The organism is Faecalibacterium sp. Marseille-P9590, assembly GCF_017377665.1.
Classification (GTDB): Bacteria; Bacillota; Clostridia; order Oscillospirales; family Ruminococcaceae; genus Faecalibacterium.
Genome location: NZ_JAFREF010000002.1, coordinates 253,367 through 269,458, shown reverse-complemented (window position 1 = coordinate 269,458; position 16,092 = coordinate 253,367). Strand labels below are relative to the sequence as shown.

Genomic DNA, 16,092 nt, shown 5'->3' with positions numbered 1-16,092 from the left:
AGGTGTGACAGTCATCCCATTTTTTAGATATTTGACAGGAGAACGTGACTTATGGCAGAAGATATGAACAAGTCCGCCGCTGAGACCGAAGAGGAATATCAGCCCGACCTGATGACCCTCGAGGACGAGGACGGCAATGAGGTCACGTTTGAAGTGATCGACGCTCTGGACCATAAGGGCGTGCATTACCTGGCCGTTGTCGAATACGCCGAGAATGAGGAAGACCTGGACGAGGACGCCCAGCTGGTCATCCTGAGCGTCGGCGAGGACGACGAGGGCGAGTATCTCGATGTGGTCGAGGACGATGAGACCCTGCTGGAAGTCAGCAAGCTGTTCGAGAAGCGTCTGAGCGACCAGTTCGAGATCGAGTGATTTCTCAGCAAAGACTTCCTGCCCGGCACGATTTGTTGCGGTTTATATGATCCTACTAATCATTCAACGGGAGCTTGGAGTTCGTCGGTGGATTGCAGACCTCCCCGTCATGGGTCGACCATGAAGGCTCGATGAGGAAGCGCGAAACCGGAGACAGAGCACCCACCTGTCCGCAAGGGTAGGTTTGATTGCCGCAGACGTCCGGGCGGGATTCTTTATAGGTATTAAAAAGGCTCTCGTGCCGTATTTCCTGCCGGCATGAGAGCCTTTTTCTTTTGTCTCTACTCCCCGGTCTCGTCTGTAAACAGGCCCGGGATACCGCAGATAGCGGCCACGCCCACCAGCGTGAACACGATGCGTGACCAGATGGACGCGCTGCCGCCCAGCAGCCAGCCGACGAAGTCGAACTGGAACAGGCCCACAAGGCCCCAGTTGATGCCGCCGACGATCATGAGGATGAGACAGATTTTATAAAAGGTCTGCACAAAAAGACCCTCCTTCCTTTGGGCAGTATGCCCGACGGGAAGGAGGGTTATGCATTTTATAGGAATAACCTCTCCGTCAGCGCTAACGCGCTGGCCGCGGCCCCAACAGCGACTCCCTGTTTCCGCCACTGGCGGCGGTCGTCGTTGTTGCTCCTATCGAGGGGAGGCCTTGGCATAGCGAGAAACTTGATCTCTTCGCCAGAGGCTCCCCTACAAGGGGAGCTGGCGGGCGCAAGCCCGACTGAGAGGTTGTACGAAGGCGAGGCTTCATCTCTTCCGCAGTATCTGCACCTCCGCCCCTCCCCTGACAGGCTGGGCGGTATAAACCTGCGGCCAGCGGGCGCGGAGGGCGTCAGCGGCGGCTTTGGCCTCGGCTTCGGTGCGGAACACGCCGAAGACCGCCGCGCCGCTGCCGGTCATAAGGGCGGTGACGGCCCCATTCTCCCGGAGGGCAGCCTTGATGGCCTCGTTGTCCTTGGCCCCGCTGCACTCCTCGAGGGCGTTTCCGGCAGCGGCGCAGACAGCGTCCAGGTCGCCCGCCCGGATGGCGGCTTCCTGGGCGGCGCAGTCGGGATGGACGCTGCTGCCCACCTTATCGTAGGCCGCAAAAGCCTCCGGCGTCGAGACGCCATAGTCTGGCATCACCACTGTGAACCAGCACTCGGGCATGGGCGGCAGCGCCTTGATGAGGTCACCGAGGCCCTGCACCCGGCAGGTGCCGCCCATGAGGGCAAACGGCACGTCTGCGCCGATACCGGCACCCAGAGCGCAAAGCTCGCTCATGGACAGACGGGCGCCGTACAGCTCGTTCAGACCCACCAGAACAGCAGCAGCGTCGGCGCTGCCGCCAGCCATACCGGCCCGGACGGGGACGTTCTTATAGATGGTGATGTCTGCACCCGCCAGCAGGCCCGTATAGTGGAAAAAAGCCAGTGCCGCCTTGATGGCGGTGTTGCCCGGGCCGGGCTTGACATTGCTGCCGGGCAGGGTCAGATCGAGGTAAGGACTGCGGCGGATGACCACCCGCTCGTAAAGCGAGATGGCCTGCATGGTCATATCCAGCGCATGGTAGCCGCCGGGCAGGATGCCCACCACGTCCAGCGCCAGATTCAGCTTGGCCGGGGCCAGGACTGTCACACGATCGCGCATCATTTTTCCTCCTCACTTGCAGTTCTCGTTCAAAAACTCCCGGATGCGGCGGATAGCCTCCATCAGGTGCTCCACGCTGTAGGCGTAGGACACACGGGCGTATCCCTCGCCGGACGCGCCAAAGGCGTTGCCCGGGATGATGGCGACATGCTTCTGCTCCAAAAGCTTTGTGCAGAATTCCTCGCTGCTCATGCCGCTGGACTTGATGCAGGGGAAAGCATAGAACGCGCCCCGCGGCTCAAAACAGCTCAGGCCCATATCGTTGAAGCTCTTCACCACGAGGCGGCGGCGCATATTATACTCGTTGCGCATCCGCTCGATCTCGCCGTCGCAGTCCTTGAGGGCCGTGATGGCGGCGTATTGGCTGGTGGTGGGGGCGCTCATGATAGCGCTCTGGTGGATCTTGGTCATGATCTTGATGATGGGCGCGGGGCCGCAGGCATAGCCCAGCCGCCAGCCCGTCATGGCGTAGGTCTTGGAGAAGCCGTTGACCACCACCGTCCGCTCGGCCATGCCGGGCAGCGTGGCGATGGAAACGTGGTTCTGCAAGCCATAGTTCAGCTCCGCGTAGATCTCATCCGACAGTACCATGATGTTGGTGCCGCGCAGGACTTCCGCGATGGCCTCAAGGTCTTCCCGCTCCATCACCGCGCCGGTAGGGTTGTTGGGGAAGGGCATGATGAGGAGCTTGGTCTTCGGGGTGATAGCGGCTTTCAGGGCGTCGGCCCGGAGACGGAACTCATCCTCCTGACGGCAGGCCACATGGACCGGCACACCGCCAGACAGGGTGGTGATGGGCTCGTAGCAGACGAAGCACGGCTCCGGGATGATGACCTCATCGCCGGACTGCACCAGAGCGCGGATGCACATGTCGATGGCCTCACTGCCTCCGACGGTGACGAGAACTTCCTTTGCCGGGTCGTATTTCAGGCCCATCCGGCGGTCGAGGTAGCGGGCGATCTCGGCCCGCAACTCTTTCAGGCCCGCGTTGGAAGTATAGCGGGTGCGGCCATGCTCGAGGCTTTCAATGCCCGCCTCACGGACGGCCCAGGGGGTCTTGAAGTCGGGCTCGCCGACGCCGAGGCTGATGCACTCGGGCATCTCGGCGGCGAGGTCGAAGAATTTGCGGATGCCGGAGGGGCGCATGGCCGCAGCGGCAGGCGCGATCAGTTTATCGTAATCCATCACAGCACGGTGCACTCTCTTTCATCGATTTCTTCGTCCTGATACAGACGACCCTCTTTTTTGTAGGTGCGGAGCACGAAATGGGTGGCCGTGGACAGCACATCGTCCAGCGGCGACAGCCGCTTTGCCACAAAGAGGGCGATTTCCTGGAAGGTCTGGCCCTTGATGACCAGCTGCAGGTCGTAGCCGCCGCTCATCAGCAGCACGCTCTCCACCTCGTCAAAGGAGGCGATGGTGGCAGCAATTTCGTCAAAGCCGCGGCTCTTCTTGGGGCTGACGTTCAGCTCGATGACGGCTTCCACCCGGTTCACGCCGGCCTTCTCCCAGTCCACGAGGGTCTTGTAGCCCTTGATGATGCCCTGCGCCCGGGCCAGATCTATCATAGCCGCCACCTCGGCGGGGGATTTATTCAGCATGGCCGCGATGTCCTCCACCGACATCCGGGCATTGTCTTCAAGGATCTTCAGAAGCTGTTCCATCGTTGTCTCTCCTTTGTTCAGCCTGTGGCGATATTTGTAGATAAGTATAGCACACTGCCCGGCAGTTTGCATCTGGTTTTTGCAAGTTCTGCCGGAGATAGACATTCTTTTTCCCTTTTCCCCTGCTCTTTTTTCCAAAAAGAGTGTTCATTTTTCGTGAAATCTGCTATACTTGAGGTGAGTAAGCCTCTCCCTAGGGGAGAGCCTTTCGTTTTGTCAACATTTATATAGAAGGGGTAGGAATTATGAAAGCATTCATTACCGTCATCGGCCACGACACCGTGGGCGTCGTCGCCCGTGTCTCGGGCCTTTGCTGTGAGCTGAACATCAACATCGAGGACGTCACCCAGAGCATCCTGCAGGGCATGTTCGCCATGATTATGCTGGTGGACATCTCCAAGTGCAGCGTCTCCCACGAGGAGCTGCACCAGAAGATGGACGCTCTGGCCACTGAGATGGGGATGCAGATCAACCTCACCCGCCAGGAAGTTTTCGACGCGATGCACACGATTTAAGGAGCAAACTACTATGAGCATGATGAACACCGGCGACATCCTCGAGACCATCGAGATGTTCACGCAGGACAATCTGGACGTGCGCACCGTCACCATGGGCATCAGTCTGCTGGACTGCATCGACCCGGACCCCAGGAAAGCCTGCGAAAAAATCTATAACAAGATCACCACCCGCGCCGCCCGGCTCGTTCCGGCTGTGGAGCACATCAGCGCCGAGTACGGCATCCCCATCATCAACAAGCGCATCAGCGTCACCCCCATCGCCATGCTGCTGGGTGCCTGCCCGGACGCCGACCCGGTGGACTTTGCCAAGACGCTGGACGCCGCCGGCAAGAAGGTGGGCGTCAACTTCGTGGGCGGCTACACCGCCCTCGTCCACAAGGGCTTCTCGGCGGGCGACCTGCGCCTCATCGAGTCCATCCCCCGCGCACTGGCCGAGACGGACATCGTCTGCAGCTCGGTGAACATCGGTGCCACCAAGGCGGGCCTGAACATGGACGCCATCAAGCTGATGGGCGAGGCCGTCAAGAAGGCCAGCGAGCTCACCGCTGACCGTCAGTGCATCGGCGCAGCAAAGCTGGTGGTCTTCTGCAACGCGCCCGAGGACAATCCCTTTATGGCGGGTGCCTTCCACGGCCCCGGTGAGCCCGACTGCGAGATCCACGTCGGCGTCTCCGGCCCCGGCGCGGTCCGCGCCGCGCTGGCCCGGCTGCCCAAGGATGCCCCCATCGACCAGGTGGCCGAGCTGGTGAAGCGCACCGCCTTCAAGATCACCCGCGTGGGTCAGCTGGTGGCAAACCTCGCCTCCAAAGAGCTGGGCGTACCCGCCGGCATCATCGACCTGTCGCTGGCCCCCACCCCCGCTGTGGGCGACAGCGTGGCCAACATCCTCGAGGAAATGGGCCTTGAGACCTGCGGCTGCTGCGGCACCACTGCCTGCCTTGCCCTGCTCAACGACGCTGTCAAGAAGGGCGGCGTCATGGCCTCCAACCACGTTGGCGGCCTGTCGGGCGCTTTCATCCCCGTCAGCGAGGACGACGGCATGATCCACGCCGCCGAGTGCGGCTGTCTCACCATTGAAAAGCTGGAGGCCATGACGGCTGTCTGCTCTGTGGGCATCGACATGGTCATCATCCCCGGCGACACCACCCCTGCCGTCATCAGCGCCCTCATCGCCGACGAAGCCGCCATCGGCATGGTCAACAGCAAGACCACCGCCGTCCGCGTCATCCCGGCCATCGGCCGCAAGGCGGGCGAAGTGCTGGACTTCGGCGGCCTGCTGGGCTACGGCCCCATCATGCCGGTCAACCAGCGTGACCCCTCCGTCTTCATCAACCGCGGCGGCAGACTCCCCGCCCCGATGCAGTCGCTGAAGAATTAAAGAATAATTTTCTAAAAACAGGCCCATCCTCTGGATAAACTTTCCATGAGGGGGCCTGTTTTTTATGTTATCCCGCCGCGAAATGGGGGCGCTGTGCGCCTCGCTGCTGTTCTGTCTTCTACTGTCGCTGGAGGCAGGCTGGGCGCAGAGCCAGCTCACCACCGCCGACCAGCTTGCCGCCGACACCCTGCGGCTCCACATCCGGGCCGACACCGACTCCGTGCGCGACCAGAGCGCGAAGCTGGCTGTCCGGGACGCCGTGCTGGTCCTCACCGACGAAGCCTGCCCGGCGGACAGCCGGGCCGATGCCCGGGCGTGGGCGGCGGAAAACCTCGTCCGCTTCGAGCTGACGGCCCGCCAGACACTGGCCTCTCTCGGCATCCGCGCACCGGTGAAAGCCTGCCTCGTGAATATGTACTTTCCCACCCGGCGCTATGACGGCGGGGCTCTGCCCGCCGGGCGGTACGACGCGGTGCGGCTGGACATCGGGACGCGGCGGGCAGGCCGGAACTGGTGGTGCGTGCTCTACCCGGGTCTCTGCCGGTCAGCCTGCGGCGGGTACGACACGCCTGCCGAAAATGACCTTGTCTGCGGGGAGTATATCGTCCGGTTCCGGTTCGTGGAGTGGTGGGGCGGCCTCACCGCGCCCCGGGAGGACGTGGTGCTGGCCGGGTGAACAGGCCATCGGCACGCCGCATAGGATGAGCGCGGAAGGAGTGTGACAACACTATGGCAATTCCTGCTTACTACTCGCTTATCCAGCGCGGCAGCTCCGGCCCGGACGTGGCCCTTGTGCAGACCTGGCTCAACGGCATCCGGGACAGCTGCACCTGGCACGCTGCCCTCACCGTGGACGGAAAGTTCGGCGCAAACGCCGAGAAGGCTGTCCTGGAGTTCCAGCTCCGGTACGGCCTCAAAGAGGACGGCAAAGTGGGCGCGAACACCTGGAACGTGCTCTACGCCCGCTACACGGCCAAGCACGGCCTCATCGTCCCCTACCCCGGCATCGTGCTGCGGAGCGGCAGCGTGGGTGGCTGCGTCCGGCTGGTGCAGCAGAAGCTCAACGCCGAGGGCGAGCGGCTCACCACCGACGGCAGGTTCGGTGCCAGCACCGTCGCCGCCGTCAAGCGCTACCAGACCCGCCACAGCCTGACCTCCGACGGCTCCGTGGGCAAGGACACCTGGGAAAAGATGTTCCCTGCCGCGTGACGTGAAGACGGAAGAGCCTCCCGAAAGGGGAGGCTCTTTTCGATTTGACATATCTTTTTGTCAGAATTTATGATATACTTGCTTTGCGGTTCACCCCGTAATCCACGGGAGAGGGGGTGAAGCAATGGAGTATATATTCACATTCTTGGTGTCTGTCGCAGCAGATGTAACGTCGCGGTTCATCTGCAAATGGCTTGACAGATACGATGAGAACCGCAAAGCCTAATTAAAAGGAAAGCCCCCTGGGAGTTCGCGGCTCCTTGGGGGCTTTTCCATTGGGGTGAAACCAATGGAGTATTCACATTCCTGAGTTTATTATATGCCATCCCGCGCAAAAGTCAAGCATTGCATAGAAAATTTACACCCCCTCGACAAACGCCCCCAACTCTCCTATAATAAAATCATCCCAACGAAAGGCGGTGTCCCCATGCGTTTCCTTCACCTCTCCGACCTGCATCTGGGCAAGCGGGTCTGCGAATTCTCCATGCTGGACGACCAGCGCTACATTTTAGAGCAGGTCCTCTCCCTGCTGGATGCCCGGCCCGTGGACGGCGTTCTGCTGGCAGGCGACCTCTACGACAAGCCCGTGCCGCCCGCCGAGGCGGTGCGGCTGCTGGACTGGTTCCTCACCGAGCTTGCGGCGCGGGGACTGCCCGTTTTTGCCGTCAGCGGCAACCACGACTCGGCAGACCGCATCGCCTTCGGCGCACAGCTTCTGGCGGGGAGCCGGGTGTACGTCAGCCCGGTCTTTGCCGCACCGCCCGCGCCCATCACTTTGACGGACGAATACGGCCCGGTGGACGTCTGGCTCCTGCCCTTTTTGAAGCCCGCCGCCGTGCGGCACGTCTTCCCGGACGAGAAGATCGAGAGCTACAACGACGCCATCGGCTGCGTGCTGAACGCCTGCGCACCCGACCCCGCCCGCCGGAACGTGCTGGTGGCCCACCAGTTCGTGGCCGGGGCTGCGGTCTGCGAGAGCGAAGAGCCCAGCGTGGGCGGGGTGGACAGCATCGACGTCTCCCTCTTCGAGGGCTTCGACTATGTGGCTCTGGGCCACCTCCACAGTCCCCAGAAGGTGGGACGGGACACCGTCCGCTACGCAGGCAGTCCCCTCAAATATTCCTTCTCCGAGGCCCTTCAGCACAAAGCCGCTCTCTTCGTCACCCTGGGCGAAAAGGGCAGCGTCCGCTTCGAGGCCGCGCCTCTCACCCCCCGGCACGACCTGCGGGAGCTGCGGGGCAGTTACATGGAGCTCACCGACCGCCGGGCCTACGACGGCACGCCGACGGACGACTACCTTCACATCACCCTCACCGACGAGCAGGACGTTCCCGACGCGCTGGCCCGGCTGCGGGTCATCTACCCGAACCTCATGCGGCTGGACTACGACAACCGCCGCACCCGGGCCGCTGAGACGCCCGACGCCGCTGCCCGGGCCGAGAGCAAGACGCCCCTCGAGCATTTTGCGGCCTTTTACGAGGCCCAGAACGGCCAGCCCCTCTCCGACGAACAGGCGGCGTTCTGCCAATCGCTCATCGAGGACATCTGGAAGGAGGACGAAGCATGAGGCCCCTGAAACTGACCCTGTCGGCCTTCGGGCCTTATGCCGCCGAGACCGTTCTGGACCTCGCCCAGCTGGGCAGAGGCGGGCTCTACCTCGTCACCGGCGACACCGGCGCGGGCAAGACCACCCTCTTCGACGCCATCACCTACGCCCTCTACGACCATTCCAGCGGCGGCGTCCGGGAAGGGGCCATGCTCCGCAGCAAGTACGCCGAGCCCGGCACCCCCACCTTCGTGGAGCTGGAATTTGAGGTGCGGGGGCAGCGCTGCACCGTCCGCCGCAATCCCGAATACCTCCGCCCGAAAGCCCGGGGCGAGGGCTTCACTACCGAAAAGGCCGACGCCTGCCTCACCTACGCCGACGGCCGCCCGCCCGTCACCCGGGCTAAGGACGTCACCGCCGCCGTGGTGGACATCATCGGGCTGGATTACAACCAGTTCTCCCAAATCGCCATGATCGCTCAGGGGCAGTTCACCCGGCTGCTCAACGCTTCCACCGAGGAGCGGAGCAAGATCTTCCGCAAGCTGTTCCGCACCCAGCCCTACCAGCGTCTCCAGGAGCGGCTGCAGGCCGAGAACGCCGCCCTCACCCGCCAGCGGGAAGAGCAGAGCGTCCGCATCGGGCAGCTGCTCTCCGGCCTGAGCTGGGCCGAAGGGGACGCCGACGAAGCCGTTCTGGACGAGCTGGCCCCCCTCTGCGAGGCGGGCGGGCAGGCGTCGCCGGAAGCGGTGCTGCCCCTTCTGGACGCCCTGCTGGCCGGGCAGGAGCAGGCGCTGAGCGCCGCCACCGCCGCCCGGACTGAGGCCGAGGCAAAGCTGGACAAGCTCCAGCAGACGCTGGGCCGGGCCGAACAGGCCGAGAAGCTCCGCCTCGAGCTGACCGCCGCGCAGGCCCGGCAGGACGCTCTGCGGCCCGTTCTGGACGCCGCCGAGGCCGAAGCGGCCCGCCACGCCGGGGATTCCGCCGCGCTGGACGCTCTGGCCGGAAAGCTCGAGCGGGCAAAATCCAACCTCGCGGCCTTCGACGGGCTGGACAGCCTCGAAAAGAAGCTTTCTGCCGCCCGGGACGCCGCCGCCCTCGAGAACGCCAGAGCTGAAAAGCGCCGCGCCGCCCTCGGGCAGCTGGACGGAGAACTGACCGCTTTGGAGCAGAGCCTCGCCGCCCTTGGGGGCGCGGAGGCCGAGAACGTGAGCCTTGAGGCCCGGGCCGAACAGCTGACCCGGCGGGAAACGGCCCTCGCGCAGCTGGCCCAGAGCCTCGCCGAGGGGCAGCGCCGGGGGCAGGCCTCACGGCAGGCGCAAGAGCGTTATCTTCTCGCCGACGGCGCAAAGGAGCGCGCCCACGCCCTCCGCGACCACCTCGAGCGGGCCTTTCTCAACGCGCAGGCGGGCCTGCTGGCCGAAGGGCTGACGGACGGCACCCCCTGCCCCGTCTGCGGCAGCACCCATCACCCGAAGCGGGCCGTTCTGCCCGCCGAAGCCCCCACTCAGGCCCGGGTAGACGCGGCCAGACAGTCCGCCGACGAGGCCGACCGCGCCGCACAGGAAGCCAGTGCGGCCGCCGCCAAGGCCGTGGCCGCAGACCGGGAGGCCAAAGCCACCCTCCGCCGGGACGCCGAGGCCCTGCTGCCGGAGCGGTTCACCTCACCGGAGGGGCCGGTGAAGCTGACTGTCTCGCTTCTGAAGACGGCTCTGGCCGAAGAAAGCGAAGCCCTGCACGCCGCACAGGAAGCCCTCGACAAGGCTCAGAAGCAGAATGCCGCCGCCCTCGCCGCCAAGGCCCGGCAGGAGGACGAGCGGCAGAAAAAGACCGCCCAGCGCTCTGCCCTCGAGGCCGAGGCACGGGCTTCCGCTGAGGAAGCCGCCCGGCAGTCTGCCTCCGCCAAGGCTCTGGAGGCCCAGTGTGCCGAGGCCCGGGCCGCTCTGCCCGCCGCCGACCGGGAAGAAGCCCGCCGGGCGCTGGCCGGGCTGGAAAACGAGCGCTGCGCCCTCCGGGCCGGGATGGATGCCGCTGCGTCGGCTCTGGCCCGGGCCCGGCAGGACTACGCCGCTGCCGAGGCCGCAGTCACGGCCCTGACGGCCCAGCAGATGGAAGCGGGCGAAGCCGCCGACCTGCCCGCCCTCGAATCCCAGCGGGACGCTCTGACGGCCCGGCGCACCGCTCTCGCGGCTCAGGAAAAGGCCCTGACGGCCCGCCTCCTGCCCAACCGGAAGGCCGCTGACCTCTACCGTCAGCACGCCGCCGCCCGGGCGGAGCTGGAACGCCGCTGGCAGTGGGTGAACGCCCTCGCCTCCACGGCGGGCGGCACCCTCAGCAGCAAACAGAAGATCCGCCTCGAGGCTTACATCCAGATGAACTACCTCGACGCCATCCTCGTCCACGCCAACACCCGCCTCATGCAGATGACCGCCGGGCAGTACGAGCTGGAGCGGGTGGGTGCCGAGAACCAGCGCAGCCAGTCCGGCCTCGACCTCGGCGTCATCGACCACTACAACGGCACCCGCCGCAGCGTCAAGACCCTCTCGGGCGGTGAGAGCTTCAAAGCCTCACTGGCGCTGGCTCTGGGCCTCTCGGACGAGGTTCAGAGCGCGGCGGGCGGCATCCGGCTGGACACCCTCTTCCTCGATGAAGGCTTCGGCTCGCTGGACGACGAAAGCCTTGAGCAGGCCATTCGGGTCCTCGCCGGCCTCACCGAGGGCGACCGCCTCGTGGGCATCATCTCCCACGTTGCCGCGCTCAAGGAGCGCATCGACAAACAGGTGGTCGTAAAAAAGGCCCGCAGCGGGGGGAGCACGGTGGAGGTCATTGTGTGACCGCTTCCCTTCTCTTCCTGTTTTGTATTTTTCTTCGGTATCTGCAACTCAATGCAGTTTGTTTGGGTCAAAAAGTCAACTTTTTTGAGAAAGCAGTCGAAAAGGCGTAGAAAAGATTGCATGAATTTTTCCCCCGCATATTCTCCCCCGCCTCCGCACACCCTAGGTGCGGAGGTGTTTTTTATGGAATCTCTGACGCCCTTCATCCGCCATGAGCTTGAGGATGCGCCCGGGCCGAGCGGCCCGCCGGAGGAGACGAGCAGCATGGTCAGTCCGCCTTTGGGCGCGGAACCCGGTCAGCCGCCCGTCACGGAACCGCCAAAACCGGGTCGCGGCTCCCAGCAGCCGCCGTCGCAGCCGGACGGCCCGGATGTGCAGCTCCCGCCGCCGGAAGTCCCGCAGCCCCGTCCGGACTGCAGCATCCCCATGACCGACGGCACCCCTGCGGCCTGTCGGCAGAAGAACGCCGCCGAGTTTCTGGCGGGCCGCTCCCCCGGGGTGATGACCCAGTACGGGCAGGGGCTGTTTGGCCCCCAGCAGCACACCAAAAGCCCCCACCCGGCGCCGGAGGAGGATGAAAGCGGCGTTTTACAGCTGGTAGAGTGGCGCGAAGAAGCGCCTTACGGTTGAAAGAGATGTAAAATTCAGAAATTATTTTCCAATTACCTGTTGAAATCTTCGCGCGCTTCTTTTATTATGGTAGCAAACAAAGCAAAGGCAGGTAATTCACTATGGCAGAAATCAAATACGAGATCGTTGAGCGCATCGCAGTCCTCGGAGAGCGTCCCCGCGGCTGGGAGCGCCAGCTCAACCTCATCAGCTGGAACGAAGGCGAACCCAAGTACGACATCCGCGACTGGTCCCCGGACGGCACCCGCATGGGCAAAGGCATCTCCCTGAGCCACGACGAGCTGGCCATCCTGAAGGGCATCCTCGAGGATATGGAGCTGTAAGATGACGGACCGCGAGGAATTTCTGGAGATATTCCGCACCCACATCACCCGGCCCGGCAGCGAGAAGCTGCTGGACTGGATGGACAGCAAGACGGACTTCTTCTCCGCGCCGGCGTCCACCCGCTTCCATGGGGCCTGCGATGGCGGGCTGTGTGCACACAGCCTGAACGTCTACCGCGTGCTCCACGGCACCTTCTTCACGCCGGACGAGGACAGCGAAGAGACCTTCGCCATCTGCGCACTGCTCCACGACCTGTGCAAGGCCAACTTCTACAAAAAAGGCACCCGCAACGTGAAGAACGAGGCGACGGGTCAGTGGGAGAAAATCCCCAGCTACAGCGTGGAGGACATGTTCCCTTACGGCCATGGCGAGAAGAGCGTCTTCCTCATCGAGCGGTTCATGAAGCTGAAGGTGGAAGAGGCCGTGGCCATCCGCTGGCACATGGGCGGCTTCGACGACGCTGTCCGGGGCGGCAGCTTTGCCATGTCGGGTGCCTTCGAGAAGTACCCTCTCGCCGTCAAGCTCCACATCGCCGACCTCGAGGCGACCTATTTGCTGGAACAACGGGGCGAATGATACAAAAAAGACCACCTGTCTTTTGACAGGTGGTCTTTTTAACTCTTACTTTTCCTACGGCATCAGTTTCGAAAGCTCGGCCAGGACTTCGTCGCCGAGGTGTTCCAGCTTTGTTTTCGGTTGACGGTCCGCAGCAGGCGGTGTCTGTGCTGCCGTCTCCGGGAACGGGACAGTGGGCAGTGCGGACGGAACATCCAGCCGCAGCGGGGCGGTGGATATTTTGTCCAGCTCGCTCCGCAGCTCCTCACACCGGGCGGTCAGCTCGGCGTTCTCCTTCCGCAGGGCCAGCATGGTGCGCTCGTAGGCGAACATCCGTGTCTCATAGCGGCGAAGCTCGGCGTTGGCCGCGTTGAGCTTCCGGCTCAGCTGCTCGAGCTGGGTCGGCCCGGACGCAGCGGGCAGAGCCTCAGGGCATGACTTCTCCCGTTCGGATGCCATCGCCTCTTCCACCTCCTGCAGTCTGCGCTGGGCGCAGCGATGCTCCCGGGCAGTCTCCCGGCAGAGCTGTTCCAACCGATGCAGCTCCGGCGTCCGGCGGCTGCTCAGCCACTCCAGCGGCAGCTTCGTCTGTTGCTGCTCCACGGTACGGCCTCCTTCCGCTTTTTCTGCGCAAGGGGTTCTCTATTCTTGCGCTTATCTACGCTTGTTCAGGATCGCCAGCAGGTCGTCGTAGTAGCTGGTGTCGCTGTTCTCCTCTTCCACGGGCTTGGCGGCAGAAGCATTGCCGGAAGCGACGGAAGGAGTGTTGACCTCGGCGCTGAAGACAGCGGACGGAGCAGAAGCCGTCACGCCGGGAGCAGTACCGGCGGCAGCAGTACCCAGCGTGCTGCGCAGGCCGTCAGCGGCCTTGTTGTCGAAGCCGGTAGCCACGACGGTAACGCGCATCTCATCGGAGAGGTTCTCGTCGAAGGCAGTACCCCAGATGATGTTCGCATCGGGATGTGCGCTCTGGGTGATGAGGCCGGCGGCAGTCTCGACATCCTCCAGACCGATGTCGGGGCTGGAAGTGATGTTGATGATGACGCCGTGTGCGCCGGCGATGCTGGTCTCCAGCAGCGGAGAGGAGATAGCGGCCTTGGCAGCGTTCTCAGCCTTGCCGGCGCCCTTGGCGCTGCCGACGCCCATGTGAGCGTAGCCGGCGTCCTTCATGATGGAGCGCACGTCGGCGAAGTCCAGATTGATGAAGGCCGGCACATTGATCAGGGCGGAGATGGACTCGACGCCCTGACGTAGCACGTTATCAGCGGCCTGGAAGGCGTTCATCAGGGTGATCTTCTCCTGACTGATCATCTTCAGGCGCTCGTTGGGGATGACGATGAGGCTGTCCACGTGCATCAGCAGATTTGCAATGCCCTGCTCAGCCAGACCCATCTTCCGCTTGCCCTCAAAAGAGAAAGGCTTGGTAACGATGCCCACGGTCAGGATGCCCAGATCGTGGGCCACCTCGGCCACCACAGGAGCAGCACCGGTGCCGGTGCCGCCGCCCATACCGGCGGTGATAAAGACCATCTGGGAGCCCTTCAGAGCGTTTGCGATCTCGTCCTTGCTCTCCTCGGCAGCGCGCTGGCCGATCTCGGGGTCAGCACCTGCACCGCGGCCCTTGGTAAGCTTGGAACCCAGCTGCACCTTGGTGGCGGCATGGTTCTTTGCCAGTGCCTGCTGGTCGGTATTCATTGCGATAAATTCGACGCCCTGCAGGCCGTCGCTGACCATGCGGTTGACGGCGTTGCCGCCGCCGCCGCCCACGCCGATGACCTTTATCGTCGTTACGTTTTCGTCCATTTCTTCGTCGAGCATGAGTGCCATATCATTGTCCTCCATCGGATTTTATCGTAGACCGCGCCTTGGCGCAGGATAGAACTCAACATTACTGCTACTATATAACAGTATCGTATCATCTTTTGGCCCCGAATGCAAGATAAATTTGCTTTTTCGATGGTATTTTTTTCACAGCGGCGTCAAGGGGCGGCATTTCTCTGCCAATTCGTCCCCCTAAAGAGGCCAGAACTTCGCACAGGCCGGCATAGCCCCGGTCGATATGACGAGTCTCTTCCACGAGGCTCTTCCCCCGTGCCGACAAAGCCGCCACCACCAGTGCCGCGCCGCCCCGCAGGTCAGGCGCAGTGAGGGTGGCGCCGTGGAGGCCGCTTTCCGGCAGCGGACCGACAGAGAGCACCCGGCCTGACCGATTTACCCGCCCGCCCAGCCGCTCGAAGCCCTCCGCACAGCCGAATCGCCGTTCGAAGACGACGTCCTCGATGCTGCTCTCCCCCTCGGCACAGAGCATGGCAGCGGCCAGCAGGGGCGCAGCGTCGGTGGCGAGACCTGGGTACACCCCGGTGAAGACCCGGCCCGCCCCGTACAGCCGCCCGAAACGTGCCACCTCGGCCCGGTCTGCGCCCCGCTCCACGGCGCAGCCCATTTGTTCCAGAATTTCCAGCACCGGCGCATAGAGCGCGGGCGGGCATCCGGTGAGTTCCACCCGCCCTCCGGCAGCAGCGGCGGCGCAGGCCAGTGTGGAGGCGAAGATGCGATCCGGCAGAGGCGAAAAATCGCAGCCGGAAAGCGCCCGCCGCCCCTCGATGTGAATCGTCGAAGTCCCCGCGCCCTCGATACGCCCGCCGCAGCGGTTCAGGAAGTCGGCAAGGTCAGAGATCTCCGGCTCCCGCGCCGCGCCCCGCAGGACGGTGGTGCCTCGGGCGCAGGCAGCGGCCAGCAGCAATGTCTCCGTTGCCCCCACGCTGGGGAAGCGGAGGGTGAAGTCTGTCCCGTGGAGTCCCCCCGGCGCGGCCAGCACCAGCTTTCCCGCCCCGGCGTCCAGCTCCTTTGCCCCCATCCGGGCCAGACCTTCCAGATGTAAGTCGATGGGCCGGGCGCCGATATTGCACCCGCCGGGCAGCGAAGTCTCAGCCCGGCCCAGCCGCGCCAGCAGCGGCGCACAGAAGAGGATGGAGGCCCGCATTTGTGCTGCGGTTTCTCCCGGAAGAGTGCTGTTTGAGGGCATCCCGGCCACCACGATGTCTGCCCCCTGCCAGTGGGCGGCGCACCCCGCGCCCCGCAGCAGCCCGAGGCTGCATTCCACGTCCGACAGCCTCGGCACGGCCCGCAGCCGCACCGGTCCCCGGCAGAGAAGCGCCGCCGCAAGGAGCGGAAGTACGCTGTTTTTCGCCGCAGGTATTGCCGCTGTGCCGTTCAGCGGCCGTCCGCCCATCACCCAAATCCGCCCGCTCTGCTGTGTCATATCCGCTGCCCCCATTCCGCAAAAGATACCCCACAATATGCAAAAGCAGGGGCGGATGTCACGATTTGAGTTTGTGAATGTGTTTGTGAGTCTATCTAGGCGTGCTGCCCGGCAGCAACCTTACCCTCTCCGTCACGGCTTCGCCGTGCCACCTCCCCTAGTAGGGGAG

General features: G+C 63.8%; 17 protein-coding genes and 1 other RNA gene. 11 read left to right on the top strand and 7 right to left on the bottom strand.

Annotation, left to right across the window (positions count from 1 at the left end; all coding sequences use genetic code 11):
* Nucleotides 1–51 precede the first annotated feature (51 nt).
* Both J3349_RS03895 and ssrS read left to right on the top strand, forming a co-directional pair.
* On the top strand, nucleotides 52–372 hold the full coding sequence (locus tag J3349_RS03895) for a DUF1292 domain-containing protein (RefSeq protein ID WP_015563662.1): 321 nt from the start codon (nucleotides 52–54) through the stop codon (nucleotides 370–372).
* Nucleotides 373–384: 12 nt separating this feature from the next.
* A non-coding RNA gene (gene ssrS / locus J3349_RS03890) (6S RNA) lies at nucleotides 385–588 on the top strand.
* Nucleotides 589–653: 65 nt separating this feature from the next.
* Here ssrS and J3349_RS03885 read toward each other — a convergent pair.
* The 4 genes from J3349_RS03885 to J3349_RS03870 all read right to left on the bottom strand — a co-directional run bounded on the left by J3349_RS03885 (nucleotide 654) and on the right by J3349_RS03870 (nucleotide 3,670).
* Entirely contained in the window at nucleotides 654–857 is a 204-nt protein-coding gene (locus J3349_RS03885; protein WP_158396707.1) for a DUF378 domain-containing protein, read from the bottom strand.
* 267 nt (nucleotides 858–1,124) lie between these two features.
* Nucleotides 1,125–2,006: a 4-(cytidine 5'-diphospho)-2-C-methyl-D-erythritol kinase gene (ispE, locus tag J3349_RS03880; protein WP_207676640.1), complete on the bottom strand. Its 882-nt coding sequence runs from the start codon at nucleotides 2,004–2,006 to the stop codon at nucleotides 1,125–1,127.
* A gap of 12 nt (nucleotides 2,007–2,018) precedes the next feature.
* Complete coding sequence (locus J3349_RS03875; RefSeq protein ID WP_158396704.1) at nucleotides 2,019–3,191, bottom strand: aminotransferase class I/II-fold pyridoxal phosphate-dependent enzyme; 1,173 nt, start codon at nucleotides 3,189–3,191, stop codon at nucleotides 2,019–2,021.
* On the bottom strand, nucleotides 3,191–3,670 hold the full coding sequence (locus J3349_RS03870) for an Lrp/AsnC family transcriptional regulator (RefSeq protein WP_015563659.1): 480 nt from the start codon (nucleotides 3,668–3,670) through the stop codon (nucleotides 3,191–3,193). Before J3349_RS03870 ends, J3349_RS03875 begins: the two co-directional genes overlap by 1 nt.
* A gap of 245 nt (nucleotides 3,671–3,915) precedes the next feature.
* On the opposite strand from J3349_RS03870, the gene J3349_RS03865 reads away from it, so the two are divergent.
* From J3349_RS03865 to J3349_RS03825, 9 genes are all read left to right on the top strand, one after another.
* Nucleotides 3,916–4,185 carry an ACT domain-containing protein gene (locus J3349_RS03865; RefSeq protein WP_207676493.1) on the top strand — a complete coding sequence of 90 codons (270 nt, stop codon included), beginning with the start codon at nucleotides 3,916–3,918 and terminating at the stop codon, nucleotides 4,183–4,185.
* A 13-nt stretch (nucleotides 4,186–4,198) separates the two neighbouring features.
* Nucleotides 4,199–5,566 carry a PFL family protein gene (locus J3349_RS03860; RefSeq protein WP_158396702.1) on the top strand — a complete coding sequence of 456 codons (1,368 nt, stop codon included), beginning with the start codon at nucleotides 4,199–4,201 and terminating at the stop codon, nucleotides 5,564–5,566.
* 64 nt (nucleotides 5,567–5,630) lie between these two features.
* A complete protein-coding gene (locus J3349_RS03855; RefSeq protein WP_207676492.1) occupies nucleotides 5,631–6,242 on the top strand; it encodes a stage II sporulation protein R in 612 nt (203 codons plus the stop codon).
* 53 nt (nucleotides 6,243–6,295) lie between these two features.
* On the top strand, nucleotides 6,296–6,775 hold the full coding sequence (locus J3349_RS03850; RefSeq protein WP_207676491.1) for a peptidoglycan-binding protein: 480 nt from the start codon (nucleotides 6,296–6,298) through the stop codon (nucleotides 6,773–6,775).
* A gap of 427 nt (nucleotides 6,776–7,202) precedes the next feature.
* Nucleotides 7,203–8,342 carry an exonuclease SbcCD subunit D gene (locus J3349_RS03845; RefSeq protein WP_207676490.1) on the top strand — a complete coding sequence of 380 codons (1,140 nt, stop codon included), beginning with the start codon at nucleotides 7,203–7,205 and terminating at the stop codon, nucleotides 8,340–8,342.
* On the top strand, nucleotides 8,339–11,152 hold the full coding sequence (locus J3349_RS03840; protein ID WP_207676489.1) for an SMC family ATPase: 2,814 nt from the start codon (nucleotides 8,339–8,341) through the stop codon (nucleotides 11,150–11,152). The genes J3349_RS03845 and J3349_RS03840 overlap by 4 nt, the downstream gene beginning before the upstream one ends.
* 183 nt (nucleotides 11,153–11,335) lie before the next feature.
* On the top strand, nucleotides 11,336–11,782 hold the full coding sequence (locus tag J3349_RS03835) for a hypothetical protein (protein ID WP_207676488.1): 447 nt from the start codon (nucleotides 11,336–11,338) through the stop codon (nucleotides 11,780–11,782).
* Between the two features lie 101 nt (nucleotides 11,783–11,883).
* Nucleotides 11,884–12,105, top strand: a complete 222-nt coding sequence (locus J3349_RS03830) for a PC4/YdbC family ssDNA-binding protein (RefSeq protein WP_015563648.1) — start codon at nucleotides 11,884–11,886, stop codon at nucleotides 12,103–12,105.
* Nucleotide 12,106: 1 nt separating this feature from the next.
* On the top strand, nucleotides 12,107–12,682 hold the full coding sequence (locus J3349_RS03825) for an HD domain-containing protein (RefSeq protein ID WP_207676487.1): 576 nt from the start codon (nucleotides 12,107–12,109) through the stop codon (nucleotides 12,680–12,682).
* Between the two features lie 54 nt (nucleotides 12,683–12,736).
* Here J3349_RS03825 and J3349_RS03820 read toward each other — a convergent pair whose 3' ends face one another.
* The 3 genes from J3349_RS03820 to J3349_RS03810 form a co-directional block, all read right to left on the bottom strand.
* Nucleotides 12,737–13,264, bottom strand: coding sequence for a hypothetical protein (locus J3349_RS03820; protein ID WP_207676486.1), 528 nt, complete (start codon nucleotides 13,262–13,264; stop codon nucleotides 12,737–12,739).
* A 51-nt stretch (nucleotides 13,265–13,315) separates the two neighbouring features.
* The gene (ftsZ, locus tag J3349_RS03815; RefSeq protein WP_158396686.1) at nucleotides 13,316–14,488 is read right to left on the bottom strand and encodes a cell division protein FtsZ; all 1,173 of its coding nucleotides are present in this window, start codon (nucleotides 14,486–14,488) and stop codon (nucleotides 13,316–13,318) included.
* An 88-nt stretch (nucleotides 14,489–14,576) separates the two neighbouring features.
* A complete protein-coding gene (locus J3349_RS03810) occupies nucleotides 14,577–15,923 on the bottom strand; it encodes a UDP-N-acetylglucosamine 1-carboxyvinyltransferase (RefSeq protein WP_242699490.1) in 1,347 nt (448 codons plus the stop codon).
* Nucleotides 15,924–16,092 lie beyond the last annotated feature (169 nt).